Source organism: Rhizomicrobium sp., from assembly GCA_037200985.1.
Classification (GTDB): domain Bacteria; phylum Pseudomonadota; class Alphaproteobacteria; order Micropepsales; family Micropepsaceae; genus Rhizomicrobium.
Window position 1 is genome coordinate 457,711 of sequence record JBBCGJ010000001.1, and the last position, 19,930, is coordinate 477,640.

The following is a 19,930-nucleotide window of genomic DNA, read 5'->3' on the forward strand; positions in this document are numbered from 1 at the left end:
GAGGCGAGCCGTCCGCGATCGCGCCGAGCGCCTCGCCGCGGGCGTCGATGGGGCGTCACGTGCGTACTTCTCTAGCTGTCGATGTCCTGCGTCAGATTCTGAAGGTTCAGCAAGGCTTGCGGTGTCGGTGGCGGCTGGAGGGCCGGATCGGCGTAGCTGTAGACGAGCACATCCATCACCCATAGCGCCGGCGACGACGCAACCACGCCCATCGCCGCCGCGTTCGCTTGGATCGTCGCAGCCAGCTGCTCGCAGAAACCGTTGCCGGTCAATTGCCAGTCGGTGCTGACATCGAAGGCATAGACGGGCAGCAGCACCAGCGGATTGCGGAAGGACAGCGGCGTCTGCGTGGGGTCGCTGATGCCGTCCGCCGATTGCCAGTAGGACACGCCGATCCGCATATTGCGCGTGGTGCCGGGCAGCACCGCGTTCTGCGCCGCGACGAGCGTTTCGAAGAACTCCGACAACGCCTCGGCCAGCGTCTGGTCGGTCCGGCCGGTCATCGGCTCGGGAGTGCTTCGGACGATCAGCGGCGTGATCTGGGTGGGGAATGAGACGGGCGGCGTCTGATAGATGAAGTCCGTGTTGATCGTCTGGCCCTGAAGCAGGTTGGCGTTGCGCGAAACATAGGAGCTGCCCCAGGCATCCTGCAGCAGGAGCGCGTTCAGCCGGTAATAGGCGAAATCGAGCGCCAGCGGCGATGTCAGATACGCGGCCTCGTCGGGCAGGTCGAACGCCAGGCTCGTCCCCATCTGGAGGCCGTTCAGCCACTTGCCGGCATATTGCAGGGCGGGCCAGAGAAGCTGCCGCCAGATCTGAATGGCATAGGGCGCCTTGTCGGTATTCTGCTGCAGCAGGCGATAGGTCTGCGGCGCGACCACCGTATTGTCGAGCGCCTGGCTCGCCGCCTCGTCGAACAGCATCCAGTCGGTGTTCGTCGCGGGCGCCGCGGGATTCTTGAGCGTGAGGTTGGTCTCCTGGCTCAGAGCGAAGCCGTTGGCGGCGAACAGCGCCGCCAGGCCGGACGGCACGGTCTTGCCGTTGAGCGCGGCAAGGTCGGCGTCGGTCGCCTCGTACTGGAACAGGAAATCGTCCGGCGGCGTGGCGAAATCGATCGTCTGATCCGGCCGCTCGAGAATGACGCTGGTGTAGTAGGGCGGCGTGCCCTGGGACAGCAGCGACATCCGGTAATTGTAGGTGCGCGGCGGCAGCCCGGCCGCCAGGGCGTTGGTCCGGATCGTCGCCCATGCCTGTTCGACGAGTTGTGCGAGCTGCGCCAGCGCACTCACGGCGTTCTGCGCTGCCTTGGTGGCTTGCCCGTTCTGGATGTCCGGCACCTGGGTCAGATCGTTGGAAATCGCCGGCCAGACCGACGAGAACGCCGCCAGCGCCTGGATCACCGCCGCGTATTTCGCGGTGGCGGGCGCGGCAGTGCCGTTCGTGCTGTTCTGGTTGAACAGGATCGAGAGGGTCAGCTCGTCCTGCGCGGCGAACTGCCGGCTGACGGTGAAGTCGTAATTCCACTGCGCCAGGGTCTTCGTCGGATCGCCGCCCGGCTCCGGCGGCGTCGCGCTCTGGCTCGCGATGAGCGCCGGGCTGGGGTAGCCGCGCAGCGGAATCGGAATCTGCGCGATACCGACAGCGCCGTCGGTGGTGCCGCCGTTCTCCAGCGCGATGATGAAGGACAGCCAGGACGAGCTTTGATAGCCCTGCACGCCGGCCACGGAATGGATGTCGAACTCGATCTGGTTGACCTGGTAGTCGAGCGACAGGATCGCCGATTTCTGGATCGCGGGGTCCTTGACGCTGAACAGGCTGGTTAGGCGCGACTCCGTCGAGGAGAGCGGCGCCTTGGCCGTGGTGAAGCCCAGCTGCGGCACGACCTGCAGCCCGTGCGGAGGATCGGCGGTGTTCAGGCTGTAGCCGCCCGGTTCGCTGCCGGCGTCGACCGCGGCGATCTGCCTGGCGAAGTCGTCCATGCCGCCGAAATGGCCGGCGATTTCCATCAAGGTGTCGGTCGAGGTCGGTGCGTAAGACGACGTTCCGAGTGTCACCGTGGAGCCGGGCGCGAAGAAGTCCGTGCGCTCGGCATTGGCGGACAGCAGGCCCGGGATGTCGCTGTCCATCCAGCCCGCCGCGAGCGTGATCGTGGCGAGGTCCGCGGGAACCTGGAAGGGGGTGACGTTGATGGCGGTGGCGCCCAGGAAGAGGGCGTTGTCGCCCGCGGCCAAGGTCATGGTCGTCGCCAGCGCGCTCACCGTCGTGCCCAGCTTGTCCGCCAGTGTCGAGACCGTGTCGCTCGACAGCGTGGTGGAGGATTTCCCGCCGGCGCTCGCGGTGAGGTCCGGCCGGACGATGCTCGGCATGCCGGCGATGACATTGGCCAGGTAGACCTGCGAGACCCCCGCCACGGCCGCCAGCGGCGCGAAGGGATGGCCGGGATCGACCCAGCCCACCGGTTGTGCGCCGTCGTCGGGCGTGACGATCGTTCCGGCGACCAGCTTTCCGGAAAGCCGCGGCTGGGCGGCCGGATCGCCGCTCGCGCCGCTACCGGTCACCACGACGTCGGTCTGCACCAGTGTCTGCACGCTATAGGCGCTGGAGAGCGTGATCAGCAATTGCTGCTCCATCGCGTCGACTGCGTCCGTCAGGCCGTCGTCGTCGCCCTGCACGATGGAGCGCATCATGTTCGCCTGTCCGGTGGCGATTCCGGACTTGGCGCCGATGATGGCGGCCAGCGAGGCGGTGATCGTGTCGTCGGTCGCGCCGGGCACCGCATAGGCCGGCGACAGCATGAGATCGATAGCCGCGAGGAAGGTCTGATTCCACTGATCGGGGTCGGCCGAGCGGAAGTCCGAGGTCTGGCCCGGCGGCCAGGTCAGGCCGGATGCGCCGTCATAGCTCGGCACCGCGATGCGGTTGCCGTCCCAGGCCTGGGTCGACAGCGGCGGAATGGCGAAGTAGCGCAGCTGCGGCTCGATCCGATACGCGAAGCTGGCGCCCTGGCCGCTGAAATTGACGACCCACAAGGTCTTGGTGCCGCCGCCGGACGCGCTGCCGCCGCTGCCGGAGACCGCGGCCTTCAACGAAGGCGTGTTCAGCACGCTTGCGCCCTGAACCTGGCTCGGACCGGTCGCCAGCTTGAGGCCGGGGAAAGCCGCCTCGAAATCGGCGGCGAATTGGGTGAGCGATTGCGTATCGGAACCGGCCGCGACCGCGAAAGGCTGTGCCGCCACGGCGGTGCGGCTGGACACCACCTGCGGCGCGTTGAGGAAGCCGGTGGCGACGCAATCGGGATCGCGGCTCACCGTCAGGGTCACGCCGAGGTCGAGGATGGCCGTGGCGTTGGCCGGCGTGACATCGGCGTCGAGGGCGAGCGTCAAGGGCGGCGCCAGCACGGTGCGCGCCTGCAGGACGAGCGCCGCGGCCGCAGCGCCGACGTCCGAGACCGACAGCGGCGTGCCGTCGCGCTCGGCATTGATGCGCGCGGTCAGGAGCCCGAACGTGTCCTTCGGATAGACGGTGTAGGGCGTGCCGCCGACCGTCACGCTGCCGCCCGCAGGCAGCAGGTTCGGAAGCGTGGCATTGGCGGCGGCGAAAGTACCGGCGTCGTAGCCGTATTGCGCGGCGACGGCGCCCAATGTCTGGCTGCCGGTGGTCGCCATCGGCGTCGTGACGAGCGCCGCGCGGGGCTGGAGGATGCCGGTGATGTTCGCGGCCTGGGCGGCGAAATCGTCGATGCTCAGTCCGAGCGCCCCCGCGACGCCGGCAATGGTCGAGGCCGGGCCCGGCGTGGTCGTCTTGCCGTTCAGCGCGATCGGCGTTCCGTTGAACGGGCCGGCGATGTCGGCGTTGGTGTTGCACAGGGCGGCGACGCTGAGGCCGGGGAATTTGCCGGCGATGCCGCCCAGCGTGTTGGCGGCCTGGATCGCATAGAGCGCGGCGCTCAGGCCGGCGACATCGGCGACATAAGGAATGGCCAGCGCCGCGGCGTCTACGAAGGCAAGGCCCGGATTGCTCTCCAGGATGGCTGCGACGGTCGCGCCATTGGCCAGCGCGAGATTGCCCAGGGTGTCGCCGAGCGCGATGGGCTGGGGCTCGGTGGCGATGAACAGCGGCGTGCTGATCGGCCAGAGGCCCGGGACTTCGGCGTTGCCGAGCAGCATTTGCTGCGCAGGCGTGCCGGTCTGGCCGGCGGGCGGACCGAAATCGGCGGCAAGCGAATCCAGCGTATCGGTCACGACCGTCAGCACGCTGGCGACCGTGAGCTCGGTGCCGGCCGGGAAGAGGCCGTCGAGATATTGGTTCGCCATCGCGGCATCCGTCACGGTGACCGGATCGCCGGTGGCCTTGGCAAAGGCGCCCGCGGCGTCGGTCAGGCTCTGGCCGGCGGTCACGACGAGGCTGACGGTGTCGTAGGTCAGCGTCAGGCCTGCCGTCAGCGGCACCGCGGCGTTGCTGGTTGCAAGACCCGGGACGCCCCCCGTGCCGTCGGGGATCTGCGCGCCGACCTGCTGCGCGATCGCCGACAGGGACAGGCTGCTGGTGTCGGACACGGTGTAGATGCGGGCCGCCGTGGCGACCGACACGCCGCCGGCGAGCGGCACGCTGCCGTTCTGCGCGGCGAGCTGCGGCACGCCGATCTTGATGCGCGCGCGGCCGACGATGGACTGCGCCGTATCGGCCGACGCGGTGAGGTAGTCATAGGGCACAGTGAGCGCCGTGCCCTGGCCCCACAGGAGATCGGCGCGTGCATTGCCGTTGATCCTGCCGAGGCTTGCGGGCGGCACGGCAAAGCCGCTGGCCGGATCGCTCAACTGCTGCAGGTTGAGGAACGGCGTGCCGGGGCCGAGCTGCGCCACGTCCGGATAGATATTGCCGAGGCTCGTCAGATAGACATAGGCCGAGTTGGCCGTGCCCAGGAGGTATTGCCGGGCGAGCACGCCGACGGTGTCCGGCGCGGCGATCGGGCCGAGCGACGTCCCCAGGCTGCAGGTGACGTCCTCCTGCTGCAATTGATAGGACGCCGTCTGGTACTGAAGCGCGGCCTTGCCGGCGCGCAGGGCGGCGGCGGTCGGGTTGCCCGGATTGGGAACGCCGGCCGGCATGTCGAGCGCCGCGTCGTCGGGCAGATACTGGCCCATGGCCAGGCTCATCGCGACATGGAGGTTGCCGCCGGCGGCGGCCGCGAAGCGATAGGACAGCGTCGCGGACGGCCAGGAGGTCAGTGCCATGATCGAATCGGTGTAGCCGACGAACTGCTGCAGGGGATTGAGCACGGAATTGACCGTGCGGTTGCCCAGCACGTCCTGCAGCGCGAGGTCGATCGTGGCGCCCGAACCGATGCCGATGCCGGCATAGGGATTGGCGGAGGGCGGCGGCAGCCCCGCGCAATCGACGGCGTCGTTCCTTGTGGCGAAGGCCACCAGCGAGAAGATCTGCTGATAGTCCCAGGGCGTGCCGGCCGCCGCGTCCGGCGGCGTGGTGGGGCCGGCCGGCAGGCCTTCATTGCTCGCGGTGTAAGCCGCGGTCTGCGCGAGCTGGAATCCGAGCAGGTTGAACAGCGTGCCCAGCGCCTGCTGCGGCGTCTCGCTGCCGGGATCGGGGGCCTGCGGATCGGCGCGGGTGACGGCGAAGCCGATATTGCCGGACGGCAGGTTGGCGCCCAAGAGCAGCATGTTGTCGCCGATGAGGATGGAGGCGCCGGCGGCGAGGATCGCGCCGTCCGCATTGGCCAGCGCCAACACCGACAGGTCGACCGAATGGCTGCGGGCGATGCTGGCGAAGGTATCGCCCGCCTGGATGGTGTAGTCCGCCTGGCCGGGGACGATCATTATGGCGCCCGCGGCCAGCAGGCCGGCCGCCGTCGCGTTGAGCGCGGCCAGCGACTGCGGATCGAGGAAGTCGTAAAGCTGCGAGATCGAGGCCAGCGTGTCGTTCACCGCCACGACCTGCGCCGGCGTGCCGGCGAGCTGGAGCAGGCCGTTCGGTTGCAGCAGGCCCGTCTGGTTGGCGATCTGCGTCCCGAGCGCCGCCGGCGTGAGGCCCGCGCGGGTCGCCAGCGCGGCGAAGGTGTCGCTGGGCAGCACGGTCTGGCCGGCCGCCTGCGTCCCCGGGATCATCGTGCCCATGATCGTCTGGTTGATCACCGCGAGATCCGACGCATTCAGGCCGAGATAGGCATAGGCGCCGGCGATGGACGCCAGCGTATCGCCGCCGGCGACGGTGTGGGTGACGGCCTGGAAGGCGAGATCGTAGGCGCCCGCGTCGACCGCGTCGCCGACCAGCATCGCGTTGTTGAACGCGAGCGCGACCGCATCGCCCGCGGCTTGCGCGTCCAGCACGCAGACGATCTGGATCGTGGCCTGCTGGCCGACGGAGAACAGAGTGCCGGGCAGGCCCAGCGTATGATCGGCTTTGGCGTAGTTGAGATAGTACCCGCCGGTCTTGACCACGCTCACTTCCCACAGCATCTGAAGGAAATCGAGCGCATCCGCCGGCGCGAGCGTCGCGATCGGCGATTCCGTCAGGCTGGCGGTGCGCAGCGCGACGGCGAGACCGGCGGAGCTGACCAGCTGGGGACCGTGGCTCTCGGTGGAGAGATTGGTCTTGATCAGGAACGTCTCCGAACGATCGAGCGCATCCGATACGACGATGCCCGACGAATTGGTGGAGGATTGATCGGGATAGGCGATGTAGAGCGTGGCTCCGGCGCCGTTCGCCTGCAGATAGCTCCACAGGGCCAGCAGCCGCGCCGTGCCGTCCTGGTCCGCGCCGAGCACGAGATAGGTGCCTTGCGCGGCGGTCTGCGGGATCTGGATGTCGATATCGATGACGGTGGCGTAGCGCGTCGCCGACAGGACGGAATACGTCACCGAACCGTCCGACTGCGTGGTTCCGGCCGCGGCCTGATAGGGCAGCTGGCCGGTCGGGCTGGCGGCCAGCGCATCGTTCATGGCATTGGGGATCGACCAGAAGACCGCCTTGGCCACTTTCTGGCCCTGCGGCACCAGGCCGGCCGGCAGGTCGGGCGAATTCCACGGGATCAGCGCCGATGGCGGCTGGCGGTCCGGGCTGTAGGCATAGATCGGTACCGGCAGGATCGCGGTGACACCGTTGTCCAGCGTCAAGGTCGAGAAGTCGGTGATCCGCGCGATCTCCGCGGCGTCGAGCGGCATGACCAGGCTCGCGCCTTGCAGCGACAGCCATGCCGGCGTGCCGTTGGTGGTGAGCGTGAAGCCATAGCCGTCCGGCAATGGCAGGCCGAGCGGAAATTCCTGCCCGGTCAGCGCGTACATCGGATAGGCGGCCGGCGGCGGCGGGGGCGCGGGCTCGCCTTCGAATTGCGGCGCCGGCAGGCGCAGGCCGCTCAACATGAAGCGCGAGGTCATGTTGAGGGCGTTGGTGAAGTTGCCCGAAACGGCCATCGCATCGATCAGGGCGTCGAAGTTCATGCCCGGAATGGCGTTGATCGTGAGCTGTACGCCCGTGCCGGCGAATAGGTTGGCGGCGAGCGCGACGCGGTCGGCAAGCTGCTCGACCGACAGATCATAGTCCTGGGCGATCTGGCTGAGGCTCTCTCCGTTCGCGACGACATGGCTCACGGACGGAACGGTCAGCGGGGCGCGGGGCGCCAGCAGCGAGGACTGGCTCCAGACCGCGGCCGGCAGCGCCGCCAGTTGCGCCAGCGTGACGCCGTACTGACGGGTCAGGTTGGCGAGCGAGCTGATATAGGGGACCGTGATCCAGGTGCCGGCGGTCAGCGGCTTGGCGGGATCCAGGCCGCCATTCCATTGCTGCAGGCTCTGGACCGCGGCCGCCTGCGTCGCATCGCCCGGCGCAAAATAGAGCTGCGCGATCGCGGTGAGCGTGTCGCCGGCTTTCGCGGTGTAGGTGAAGAGATAGCTCGCGCTGGTCAGCGGCGAAACGTCGGGCAGGCTCACGGCCTGGCCGGCGACCAGCGTGACGAGCGGATTGTTGGCCAGCAGAGACGATAGCGTGACGTCGGGATATTGCGCGGCGATGCTTGCGACGGTCGCGCCGGCCGCGGTGGTGATGCTGGTATTGGGCTGGCCCACGACGGGAAGCGACAAGGTTTGTCCGGTCGCCAGCACCAGCCCCGGATTGGCCTTGTCGAAGGCATCGGGATCGATCGGGATCGCCTGGCCGTACCAATAGGCGAGAAGGCCCTGGAAGGAATCGCCGTCGCGGGTCGCGGTGGACAGCGTCCCCAGCGGGATCGCCTGCCCGGCATTGAGCAGGGTCTCGCTCTCGCCGTTCGCGGTCATCAGGGCGAGCAGCGACACGCCGAACTGGCTCGCGAGGCCGGAGAGCGAGTCGCTGCCCTGTGCCGTCAGCGCGATGTCGCCGAGCGAAAGCGCCGTGCCGGGCTGAAGGATGGTGCTGTCGGCCTGGTTGGCGACCGCCACGCCTTCGATGCTGAGCGACAAGGGGACCAGCAGCACGGTGCCCGGCTGCAAGTCCTGGAACGAAACGGTCGGATTGGCCGCTTCGAGCTGTGACAGCGACACGCCATAGGCCTGCGCGATCGACAGCCCCGTCTCGCCCGCCACCACGTCGTGCAGCACGCGCATCCCGGGGATGTTGAGCTTCGTGCCGGGCTGCAGCTGGTCGAAATCGATCGACGGGTTGGCCTGTTGGATCTCGGCCGCGCTGAGCCCGAAGCACGCGGCGAGGCCGGCCAGGGTGTCGCCGGCGATGGTGGTGTAGACCACGCCGGTCGCCGGGATGAAAACGATCTGCCCGGCGGTGGGCTCCCGGTCTTGATACTGCGGATTGGCGGCGGCGAGCTCGGCCGCCGTGAGCCCGAACAGGCCCGCAATGCCAGCAAGCGTGTCGCCGCCGCGGGCGGTGTAGTCGTTGTTGAAGCGGTTGGCGACGCTGGTCAGCGTCGCGGTGGCGACGTCGGTCTGCGACAGATCGAGCGTGTAATCGCCCAGAAGCGTCGTCGCGGTCTGGACGAGATTCTGGCAGAGCATCAGGAAGTAGTAGCGGAAGATGAAGACGCCCAGCGTGTCGTTGACGACGTCCGCCGCCGCCCTGGCGCCGCCGGTGTTGCGGGCGGCGAATTGCGCGGCCAGCGCCGCGAAATAACTCTGGATCTGCGCCTCGTAGTCGCCGACGGGCCGGCGGTTGTTCCAGAACTGGATCGAATAGCCGGGCACGCTCATCTGGATTTCGGGCGGCATCGCCAGGATCGCCGCCGGAATCTCGCCGTCGCTGTCGGTCACGGGACGCGGCGAGACGGTGAAGACGAGGTTGTTCGCGGTGAACAGCGATTGCAGCGCCGCGTAGGAGAACACCGAATCCGCCACGCCGGGCTGCTTCAGCGCATCTTCCACTTCGGACAGCAGCGCCGCCGACACGGAGGGATGGGAATGGCCAAGCGCGTCGACCACCCATTCGAGCAGGAAGCCCATGAGCACATTGGCGCCGTAAGCCGGATCGCTGGAGGTCGGGATGCCCATCAGCAGCGCCAGCACCGGCGCATCGGCGCCGCTCATGGCCGGAGCTCCGGGAAATCCGAAATCGCTCGCGAGCGCCTGCGAGATCAACGGAATGGCGGTGACCGGGATGACGGTCTGCGCTGCGGCGATACCCGCGCCGAGCTTCTTCTGCCGGCGCAGAAGGCGGCCGCGCTTGGCCAGGGCGCGCGGCGGGCGCGCGCGCAGGCGGGAATAGGCCGGGTGGCGCAGCAGCGTCGCCGGGCGGCGCCGGCGATAGCGATTGCTGCCCAGGGCCGGCGACCGGCCGGTACTGTCCACGATCCACGGCGTCGTTTGATCCGATCCGATGGTGAAGCTCTCGGTGATCGTCGCGCTGAAACTGAAGGAGATGCGCACGAACAGGATCTTGATGCTCACGCGCACGCTCACGCCGGCGCTGATCGAGAGCAGCACGGCCTTGTAGCTTTCGGCGTCCAGCGTGATCGAGGCGTAGACGGTCAGGCTGACGCTGGCCTGGATGATGCCGAAATCGACCGTGGCATAGACGATGCCCACCACGGCGACCGTGCCGGTCATGTGGAAGAAACGTTCCGACGGCAGGTTCTGCTGGGACGGATTGTACCAGGCGAGCACACCCTGCAGCATGCCGCCGACGGTGATGCTGATCCCGCCCGACATGATGCCGATCGAGATGGTCTTGCCGACGCCGACCTGCAGGGCGAAGCCCAGCTCCAGCACCGGGCTGAAGCTGCCATTCGTGATGACCGGGACCGAGGTGGAGGTCTGCCCGTCGAGCACCGCGAAGTAGAAGCCGCCATAGCCGATGAACGGGAACACCTGCACGGAGAACGAACGCGAGAAATCGGTCAGGCTCGGCGGGAAGCCGACGTCGACCTTGAAATTGCCGTTGGTGTAGATGTCGAGCGTCACGATCGGCAGCGTGATCGACACCTCGCCGAATTCGAGATGCCGCATCGCATCGGGCAGGGTCAGCTCGATGTGGTAGACGCCGAGATTGTCTGCGACCTTGCGGTACAGGATCTCGAATTGCAGGCCGGCGAAGATGCCGGCCTTCTCGCCGGACAATTTGATCAGCAGGCCGTATAGATTGGGATCGTTGAAGATCACGCTCAGACTGACCGTCGACATCGCGGTGAAGCGCGTGCCGATCAGCCAGGAGCTGCTCGCGTCGTAGGTCAGGCCCGGCAATTGGGTGGCCGGGTTCTGCGTCGGATTGCCGACCGGGACCATCGCCTTCTCGAGCGCGGTGATGACCCCGTTCATGGTGGCGGGCATCTCGCCGCGCAGCGTCATGTGCTGGCCGAGGCCGAGATATTCGAGATCGAAGAGCTGCGTGCCGGCGCCCGGCACCACGGGCGGCGCCTCGTTGAGCGGATCCCAGGTCAGCGGCGCGGCGCCGTTCTTGCCGTAGTCCTGGCCGAGGAAATTGCCGGTGAGCTGAAGGCTGAACTTCGCGTTGCCGTATTGGCGCGTGTAGACGAGCTTGAAGTTCTCGATATCGATGAAGCCGAGGTTGATCGAGACGCCCATGTCCACCTCGATCGCCTTGGTATTGAGGTGGACCTTCACGGTCAGGTTGGGGAGCGCGATCTTCTGCAGGGCGTCCCAGGGCGAGGAGAGGCTGATGGCTTTCCCGGGCTCGGCGAAGGACAGCAGGAAGATGAACAGGTCGCCGATCGTGCTGTTGTCCAGACTGATCGCCACGTAGGGATCGGCGGGATCCTTGTGATAGGTGATCGAGAGCTGCCGGTAGGAGAAGGTGATGTCCGTCGTCGTCGGGCTGAAGACGTAGGAGACCTGAAGGACGAGGTTGTTGATGTCGAGCGTGCCGATCACCGAACCCGAATAGGTCACCGGACCGTTGGCGGCGGCGCGCTGCGATTGCAGGCTGAAATCGGCGGTGATGGTGACGGGCAGGATGTCCATCGCCCATTGCGCCTTGGCTGCCAGCGCGTAGGTGTTCTGCGAGGAATCGAAGGTGCAGGCCAGCGCCAGCAGATCGATCTGCGGCAAGGCCTGGCACGGGAACGGCAGAAGCTTCTGGACGATGGTGGTCAGGCTGACCGATTGCGCGTTCAGCATGCCGCTGAAGATCCAGCCGCTGCTTCCCGACGTGGTCACCGCGGTGATGCTGAGCGGCAGGTCCAGGAAGACCACGTCGGCGCCGATGCTGACCGACGACAGCGATGAGCTCTGCGAGAGGCCGAGATAGAGATTCTCGAGCGACAGGAGCGTCAGCCCCGGCACCAGCGAGATCGACCAGCCGCTCGACGCGCTGACGGCGCCGTTGAACTGATAGGTCATGTCGTAGGGCGACAGCGTCAGGCTCAAGGTCTCGACCGTGAGCCCGGTTTGCGGCAGCTGGGGGACGCCGGGGATGATGGTGATCAGCTCCGAGACGTCGAAGGTGGCGGCGTTGTAGGCCTGCACGATCGCGCCCGGCAGCGTGAAGGTCGTGGTGCATCCGAGGGACGATCTGCCGTTCAGCTCGAATGTGCCCTGGAATACGACGAGGAACTGGTCGGGCAGATTGAAGTTGAACGTCACGGCTATGCCGCTCAGGTCGGCCAGATTGAGCGGCAGCAGCGGGATGGTCGGCCGCGCCGACACCGTGATCTCGGTGAAGGCGGTCTTGGTGCCGTTGGCGGCCACGCCCACGCGGACCGAGGTCAGGTCGAACAGGTTGCCGATCGGGAAGCGGCTGGGCACCAGGTTGGCCAATTGCTGACCGAGGAACAGCGGCGCCAGCTGCGACAGGTCGGTGAGCGCGGCGGAATAGCCGTCGGTCTCGAATGTCGGGCTGAAAGGCGTCGCCACCGGCAGCGCCATCGCCAGCGGTATGGCGCCCGTGCCCAGACCGTTGATTGGGACGACTCCGTTGACCGCTCCGGAGCCGCCCGCGGTGGCGTCCGACGCCAGCGCGTATTGGATCTCCAGCGGCAGAAGGCCGGCCTGGATCGTCGCCGTCTGCGACGGCGCTTCGAACGCGAAGACCGGCGGCGTCGTATCCGGCGCACTCCAGCCCGTGATCGGTCCCGCGAGCGTGCCGGGATTTGTCTTCCACAGTCCGGCGATGGAGGGATCGGGCACCGGGATGCCGCTGAAGGCCATGGTGGGACCGGCGTCGGCCGACGCCACGTCGAGCACGGCGGCCGTGAAGGCCTGGACGCCCACGGCGTTCACCGGGTCGGTGTCGAAGCAGGGGAAAGCGCTCGTCAGGACGGTGCCGTCGGGCAGGCCGACCGCGACGTCGAGCTGCGCCACGCCTTGCCCATCGACGGTGAAGGTGGCCTTGACGGCGGTGTCGGAGAACACGCGCACGATCGTGCTGGCCTTCGCGATGGTACCGGCCATGACGATCGCGGTGTCGGTGGTGCTGAACTGGCCGATCGCGATGACCAGTTGCGGCAATGGAAACAGCACCGTGTTGCCGAGCAGGGCGCTGAGCGGCGCCGAGCCGAGCTGGTTGTCGGCCGGCAGGTCGAGGCTGGTGTTGTCCTTGCTCAGATAACCGTCGGCGTAGAGCGCGGCGAGCAACTCCTGGAGCGTCATTCTGGCTTTCCTTCCGGTCGATCGGTCAGGAAAAGGCGGGACGGCTGCTGCAATTTCCCCTTGCCGCCGCCGCTGCCGGCGCCGTTCTTGACATAGGCGGCGTACCAGCCCAGCGCGCCGCTGGTCTCGGCATTGGGGTTGCCGAACATGACCATGTTGATCTGGCCGTTGGGCGGGAACGTCAGGCTCAGGAGCTTCAGCGCGATGTTGCTGAATTGGAGGATGTAGGTCGGCGCCTGCACGACGAACATCACGTCGCCGAAGGCAAGGCTGAGAACGCCTTCCAGTGAGATCGCGCGCTGGCCGCCGCTGACGCCGGGCAGGCCCAGCCCGACATAGAGCGTGGGCGTTGTGAGGTTCGGCGCCCAGCCCAGCAGGATGCGGGCGGTGAAACCGATCTGCGCCGCCAGCGCGCCGGGCGAGCCGAGATCCATGTCGAACTGAAGCCCGAACCACGGCGCGTTGAGCTGGCTGCCCTGCAGGGGCGAATCGACGGGCATGTATCCCAGCGAATCCGGCGTGTCCGTGCCGGTCGACTGGATCAGGCCGGTCAGCTTGAGCGGGAAATGCGCGACCAGCGAGGCAAGACGGGTCAGGCTCGCGCTGGCGTCGAGCGCGATCGTGCCCGCATCGAAGGCGAACGTCTTGTAGCTCGGCGTCGCCTGGTTGAAATCCATGTCGATCGCGAGGCTGCTGAAGGTAAGGCCCACGCCGACCCCGTTCGCGCCGATGACGGCCTGCTCCGGGCCGTAGGAGAACAGATCGAAGCCGGGTTGCGCGAGAAACGAGAGCGATCCGGTGATCTGAAACTGCGAGGTGACCCGGGCCGAGGTGTCGTCGTCGGTCAGCGTCACGAAGAATGCCTGCGAGATCAGCACCTGATAGAGGATCTGGCTCGTCATCTGAAAGACGGTCGCGCCGGCGGTGACGAAGGTGTAGGAGCCGAGGCCGCCGGTGTTCTGGTAGGTGCCGTTCAGCACAAGCACGTTGTCGGGCGCGTTACGCTGCGTGCACGGTTCGCCGAACAGCCGGTTGACCAGCAATTTGATCGTGCTCGAAAACGAGGTGATCTCGGAGTTCGCCAGCAGCACCTTCAGCAGGCTGACCTTGAACATATAGGGGTCGGTGCCGACGAGCGGCGAGTCGTCCTGGTAGTGGATCAGGCCGAAGGCCGAGCTGGGCAGGGCGGTGTAGGCCGCGGCGCCGGTCTGGATCGGCGTCGCGGTGATGCCGATATGATGGGCCTGGAACTGCGACGGATCGATGCCGGCCGCGATGCCTTCCATCTGCGGCGGCAATCCCGAAAGGGGCACCAGCGCGTTCAGTGCCAGGATGCCGTTCCAGTTCGGATCGTTCATCACCGTGTTGACGAAATAGGCGAAGTCCGTGTCGCCGTTCGCATAACGTGCCGCGGCGTCCTGAAGGATCGTCGCCAGCATCTGCTGGGTCGCCGCTTTCGACGGGTTGAAGGCGTCCGGGTTCGCCCATTGGCTCGTATCCTCGACGAGCTGCGTGAGCTGCTTGGAGCAGAACTTGAAGATCAGGATGGTCTTGTGGTCGACCCAGCGCCACGGCGACAGGTTGAATTCCCACCCCGCCACGAACAGGCTGAACGCTCCGCAATAGGCGCGAATGGTCGTCTGCCATGCCGTGTATTGCGTATCGGTGAGCACGGCCTTCAAGGCAGCGTCCATCGCCGCTTCGTTCGGCCAGCGCACGAAATAGTCGGGCGGCGGGAGCAGGGTCTTCAGGCGCGCGATCACGTCGGGGTCGGGGATCACGGTGGCGAGCTCGCCGAGCCGCTCTTCGTTGAGAAGATACGCCATCTGTGCATTCGACATGAACAGATCGGCGCCGGTCGCGACCAGGAACAGCTGGTTGGTCTGCAGCGCGGACTGCAGATTGCCCGTGACCGACTGCAGCACCACGCCGCTGTCGCGGTTCGGCGGGACCGAGATCGGGTCGGACACCGCCAGCGTCATCTCCGCCCAGTCGGTCGTGTCCTGGCCGAAGTGCAGCAGCAGCCCTTGCGGCGTGGTGCCGTAAGGCGGATTGGGCACCGCACCGCCGCCCGCGAACACTTTCGCGCGGGGTTTCGCGGTGGCGGCATCGACGGCCTTTTGCAGCAGGTTGCGGCGCTGCGGCGACCAGACCTGTGCTTCGAACTGCGCCAGATCCTCGCGGGTCAGGCCCGTGCCGACCGACGCCGTCGCGTAGGGCAGCAGCGGCGTGGCGGGCGCGCTGGCCGCCTCCACCTGCCCCAGATCCAGCGGCAGGAAGCTGAGCATTGCCCGGTTGCCCTGGAACAGCACCGATCCATTGGGCTGCGCGGAATAGATGCTGGATTGCGGGTTCTTGACCTGCACCCAGGCGGTGCTGCCGGCCGCGGTGAGCGGACCGAATACCCGTCCGCTATTGGTATCCGTGGAGGCCGCTTTGAGGGTCTGCGCGAAAGCCGACTGGTCGGGAACGAAGGAGAGCGTCGTGCCCTCGGCCAGGCTGAGATATTCCACCGCCGAGAGGCCGCACATCAGGTTGGCCGTCAGGTCCGGCGTCGCGGTTGCCGTCGCCTTGGCCGCGGCCGGCGGCATATTGAGCGTGAAATCCCCGCTCGGCACGACATACAGGATCTGGTTGGTCGGCAGGATGATGGGGTTGCCGTCCTTGTCCACCGCCGTCAACCGGTTGGCGAACACCAGCGCGGCCGTGTCGGCGACCGTGAGCGCGAGCGTCGCGCCGACCGGGTTGCGGAAGGCCGACGGCAAGGTCAGGCCGCTCTGCTTGAAAGTGAAGCTGGACCGCTGGTGATCGAGCGGCGCCAGGGGATCGATCACCGCGTGGAGCGGCGTCCCGGCGGAGAGGCTGGAGAGATCGAACAGCGGATAGAGCGCGGTGTTGGTATTCCCGCCGCCGACCGGCGCGGTGAAGGACCGCAAGCCCAGATCGAGCGCGCCGGCCACGCTCTGCGTCAGGGTCAGGTCGAAGGCCAGGCAGCCCGCGCTCCCGGGCGCGCCAAGGATCGACAAGCTCGCGGCGACGGTCATCGGGATTTGCACCGGCTGGCGCTGCCCGAATGGGGTGACCGACAGCGAGTTGGCGGCGGTGCCCGTGGTGGTGATGGCCAGCGCCGTGCCGTCTCCGCTCACGGTCACTTGCGCGCCGATCTGGAGGACGATGGAGAAGTTGGCGAAATTGATCTGCGCGGTGCGGGTCAGCTTGAGATCGGGCCGCGGCGCATACATCACCCAGCCGGTCAGCCCGGCGGCCGCGTCTGCGGCATTGGTGAACCAGACCGCGAGGGCGCCGTTGCGGGCCGAATTGGTCAGATAGATCTCGGCGCTCTGCACGAAGGCGGGAATGCCCGCATCGGAAACGCCGGACAGCATGACGAACCAGCCGGGATAGGTGCCGAGCGCGTCCTGCAGGCTGAACGAATCCGGCGCGCCGGCGCCGGTCGGCAGCAGATAGCCGGCCGTGACCGGATTGGCGCCGCGATCGGAGGGAACGAAGAGCTGCGAACCTGCGGCGAAGCGCGTGAGCGTGCTCATGGCCGTCAGTCCGCGGGTTTGGCGATGCCCTCGCCATTGCTGTTGAACGTGATCTGTGTCGCGTAGAGAATATTGTGGTTCGGATCGAGCACGGTCGCCGGCGTCCCCCCGACAAAGGGGACCGTGAGGCAGTTGATCGTCACCATCGCGTTCTGATCGGCCTGCATCGTATAGGGCGACGAGCCGTCATAGTCCGGCGCCAGCTCGATATAGGCGTTCGGGATCAGCTTTCCCGAACCGTCCTGTATCTGGATCTGAACCGTCGCGAACTTCTTCTGGTAGTTCCAGCCCGGAGGCGGCAAAGCAAACGGCTGGCGGGTGCTGGAGCTGACCTGCATGTAGCTCTGGAGGAACGGCGTGTAGGTGGTGGTGACCAGGTAGTCGTCCCGGTAGGCCGGCAGCGCCACGCTTGCGAACCAGATCTTGTCGGTGTTCACGGTCAGCGTCACCACCGAGGTGACTTCCTGCTTTCCGGAATTGTAGGTGATGGTCACGACCGGCGGCTCGCCCGCCTCGGCCTCCTCGGAGCCGGTGACGCCGGTGCTCTTGCACATGTCAGGCACCTGGAAATTCGGATCGGCCATGGCCGCGGCGGGCAGGAGGCAGATCGTCAAGGCCAGCGGCAGGAGGGTCTTCATTGGATCGTCACCTCCGCCCCGGCGCCCAGATGATCGGAAACGTCGCGTCGCCAGTTCGGCCAGTCCGTGTTGTTCGGAGGATTGAGCGTAACGCTGCTCAAGGTGACGCCGGTCCCCGAGGTCAGCAGGGTGTTGTAGAGCATGTGGTCGTAGGGGCTGCTGCCGGCCCCGGCGCGCGTGAGGCTCGTGACCGTGTTGGTCGGCAGTCCCCACGCGTTCACCGTGCTGGCCTGAAGCCAGGTGAAGCCGGCGTTCACGGTGGTGCCGGCGCTGTCGGTGATCGGCAGGTTCCAGTCGCCCGCGACGATCGTCGCCCAGCCGCCCGTGGGCGGTGTTTGCGTGCCCACGGTCATGCCGCGCAGGGACTGGAAGAACGTCCCGGCCTGGGTGGCTTCGTATTGCCGGCCCGACACGGTCTTTCCGAAGATCGAATGCATGTTGCCGATCCAGACATAGTGGACCTTGCCGGCCGTCGTGGTCACCTTGAAGAACATCGCGGTCGGCGGACGAATGAAGACGCTCTGCGACGCCTGCTGGGAGTACGACGTTTCCGCGATCACCGGATGGCCGGTGGACGCCGTGGAGCGCCACAGGAAGCCGTAATATTCCTTGTAGGAGCTGGTCCCCAGCGGGCCGAACCCCCGGAACGAAAAGCCTGCGGGGACCGAGGTGCAGGGATAGGCGGGGACCATCAGCTCCTGGATCAGGATGATGTCGACCGAGGCGGAGGCGTTCTCCATGGCCTGGCATTTGTTCGCCGTCCTGCTGCCATGTCCGAAGCGCAGCAAATTCTGCGTGTACAGAACGAAATCCGCCGCACATGCCGGCGCGCCGGCGGCAAGAGACGACAGCAGCACGACAATCGAGAAGGCGGCGCGCGGTTTCATGGGCAGCCTTTCCGTCAGCTTGGCGGTGCGGTCGTCGTGAGCACGTCGCCCTTTGCCAGCGGCGCGTCGTAGGAATCGCCCAGAGGCCCGACCGGCACGGTCTGCTGCGCCGCGGTCATGAACGCGAAGTTGGCCAGTGAATAGGCGTTGCTCTGCGACGAGACCGGGATGCCGGTCACCTGCGACCAGCGCCGAAGCTTCGCGCCGACATTCGTGGTAGTCGCGTTGTTGCCGTTGAACTGATAGGGCGCCGGATCGGAGATCTGCTGGATCAGGTTGCGCACCGTGCTGCCGAGCGGCGTCGGGATCATCTGGTTGTTGAACATCACCGGCAGAAGCGGGATCACGGCGACGCGGCTGTTGAAGGCGATGCTGACGATGGGATTGTTTCCGGCCGCTGCCTTGCCGCAGCCGCTGTTGCCCGCCAGCACATCGGCAGTGGCGGCGTCGAGATCGGCGAAGGTGTCGGCGCCCAGGACGAGCGAGCTGAGACTTGTCGAACTGCCCTGATTGTCGACATTGCCCGAGCCGGCGATGGTGGACGGCAGGATCACGCGCCAGCGGCGCCGCGCATTGCCCTGCACGCTCCAGTCGAGCGGGCCGGCGGCGAAGGTCGGGCAGGTCGGCGGCGGGTTGAGATTGTAACCGGGCGCGAGGCTGGCGAGGAACGTATCGAGCGCCAGCGTGAAATCGGACCGCTGCGCGATGGGATAAAGGCCGGTGCCGCTGTTCACGAAGGAATTGAGCGCATTGCCCTGTCCACCGGGCGCGTCGCAATACTGATAGCCCGCCCATTCGACGCGCAGCATCATGCCGCCCACAAGGTCGAAGGTCTGGTTGCCGGGGTTGAAATTGTAGAGATAGGGCAGGATTTCATCGAAGCGCAGCGGCATATTGGTCGCCACGCGGTTGAGCAGGAGCGGCGTGCCGCCGGGAATGAGGCCGCCCTTTGCGGCGGTGGCGGGCGTCACCTCGAGCGCCTCGACCTGCGAGCGGAAGACGTTGAAATACTGCGCCATGCGCGCGCGGGTCGCGGCATCGGCGCTCCAGACATAGCTCGCGGCGATCGAGACCTGGGCGAAGTAGAGGCTTGCGTTGAAGCCGGCCGCGGTCCAGGTCAGCGTGAAGGCCGGTTGCGCTTCGCTGGTCGCGATGCCCGGCGACGCTGTGCTGGTGTTGGCTGCCGCCAACGCGCCGATATAGAGCACCAGCGGCTTGGTCGTATCGACCTGTCCGCCGGTGGCGGGCAACAGGTAAGGACCGGCCGGCGTTCCGGGCGTGCTGCCGGGCGGAAAGGTCGTGTCGATGGTGTAGGACGACGGCATGCGGCGAGCCCGGCGGTTGCGTTCGAACCGTTACGTGAGAGGAATGACCGTGAACTGGACGGCCCCGTTGTTGCTCAGGTTGTTGTAAGTGCTGTAGATCATGGTCAGCGTATTGCTGTAGGCCGACGCGACGGCCGACAGGCCCTGATTGTCCGGCCAGATCCAACTCATGGTGAGCGTCCCGCCATCGGCGGGATTGAAGGTCAGTGTGCCCGCGACAGGGCTGAAAGCGTTGTCGGCTGCGTTCACCGGCATGATCGTGCCGCCGGGCTGCATCGTCCAACCGACGGGCGGTGGCGGCGATTGCCAATGGCCGGCGGTCAGGATCGCGCTGACCAGCGTCAGCGAAATCGGGCTGCTGTTCGTCACGGTTATCGTGACGGTCTTGCCGGCGGAATCCTGCGCCCGTGCCGAAGCTTCAGCATGAGTCATGGCATCCCCTCGCGGCCCGGATTCTCCGGCGCGCCATTACGGCGCGCCGGACTATCCGAG

Annotated in this window: 6 protein-coding genes; all 6 read right to left on the bottom strand. The window is 66.9% G+C overall.

The genetic code is table 11. The features are described from left to right. Positions 1 to 71: 71 nt before the first annotated feature. From WDN01_02130 to WDN01_02155, 6 genes are read right to left on the bottom strand one after another with little or no spacing between them, the layout of a single operon-like run. Positions 72 to 13,040: a LysM peptidoglycan-binding domain-containing protein gene (locus WDN01_02130; GenBank protein MEJ0024800.1), complete on the bottom strand. Its 12,969-nt coding sequence runs from the start codon at positions 13,038 to 13,040 to the stop codon at positions 72 to 74. Beyond that, positions 13,037 to 16,588 (bottom strand): hypothetical protein, encoded by a 3,552-nt coding sequence (locus WDN01_02135; protein MEJ0024801.1) that lies wholly within the window; start codon positions 16,586 to 16,588, stop codon positions 13,037 to 13,039. Before WDN01_02135 ends, WDN01_02130 begins: the two co-directional genes overlap by 4 nt. Before the next feature lie 5 nt (positions 16,589 to 16,593). Beyond that, on the bottom strand, positions 16,594 to 17,226 hold the full coding sequence (locus WDN01_02140) for a hypothetical protein (protein ID MEJ0024802.1): 633 nt from the start codon (positions 17,224 to 17,226) through the stop codon (positions 16,594 to 16,596). Beyond that, positions 17,223 to 18,113: a hypothetical protein gene (locus WDN01_02145; GenBank protein ID MEJ0024803.1), complete on the bottom strand. Its 891-nt coding sequence runs from the start codon at positions 18,111 to 18,113 to the stop codon at positions 17,223 to 17,225. The genes WDN01_02140 and WDN01_02145 overlap by 4 nt, the downstream gene beginning before the upstream one ends. Positions 18,114 to 18,127: 14 nt before the next feature. Then, positions 18,128 to 19,438: a hypothetical protein gene (locus tag WDN01_02150; protein MEJ0024804.1), complete on the bottom strand. Its 1,311-nt coding sequence runs from the start codon at positions 19,436 to 19,438 to the stop codon at positions 18,128 to 18,130. 30 nt (positions 19,439 to 19,468) lie between these two features. Beyond that, entirely contained in the window at positions 19,469 to 19,870 is a 402-nt protein-coding gene (locus WDN01_02155; protein ID MEJ0024805.1) for a hypothetical protein, read from the bottom strand. Positions 19,871 to 19,930 lie beyond the last annotated feature (60 nt).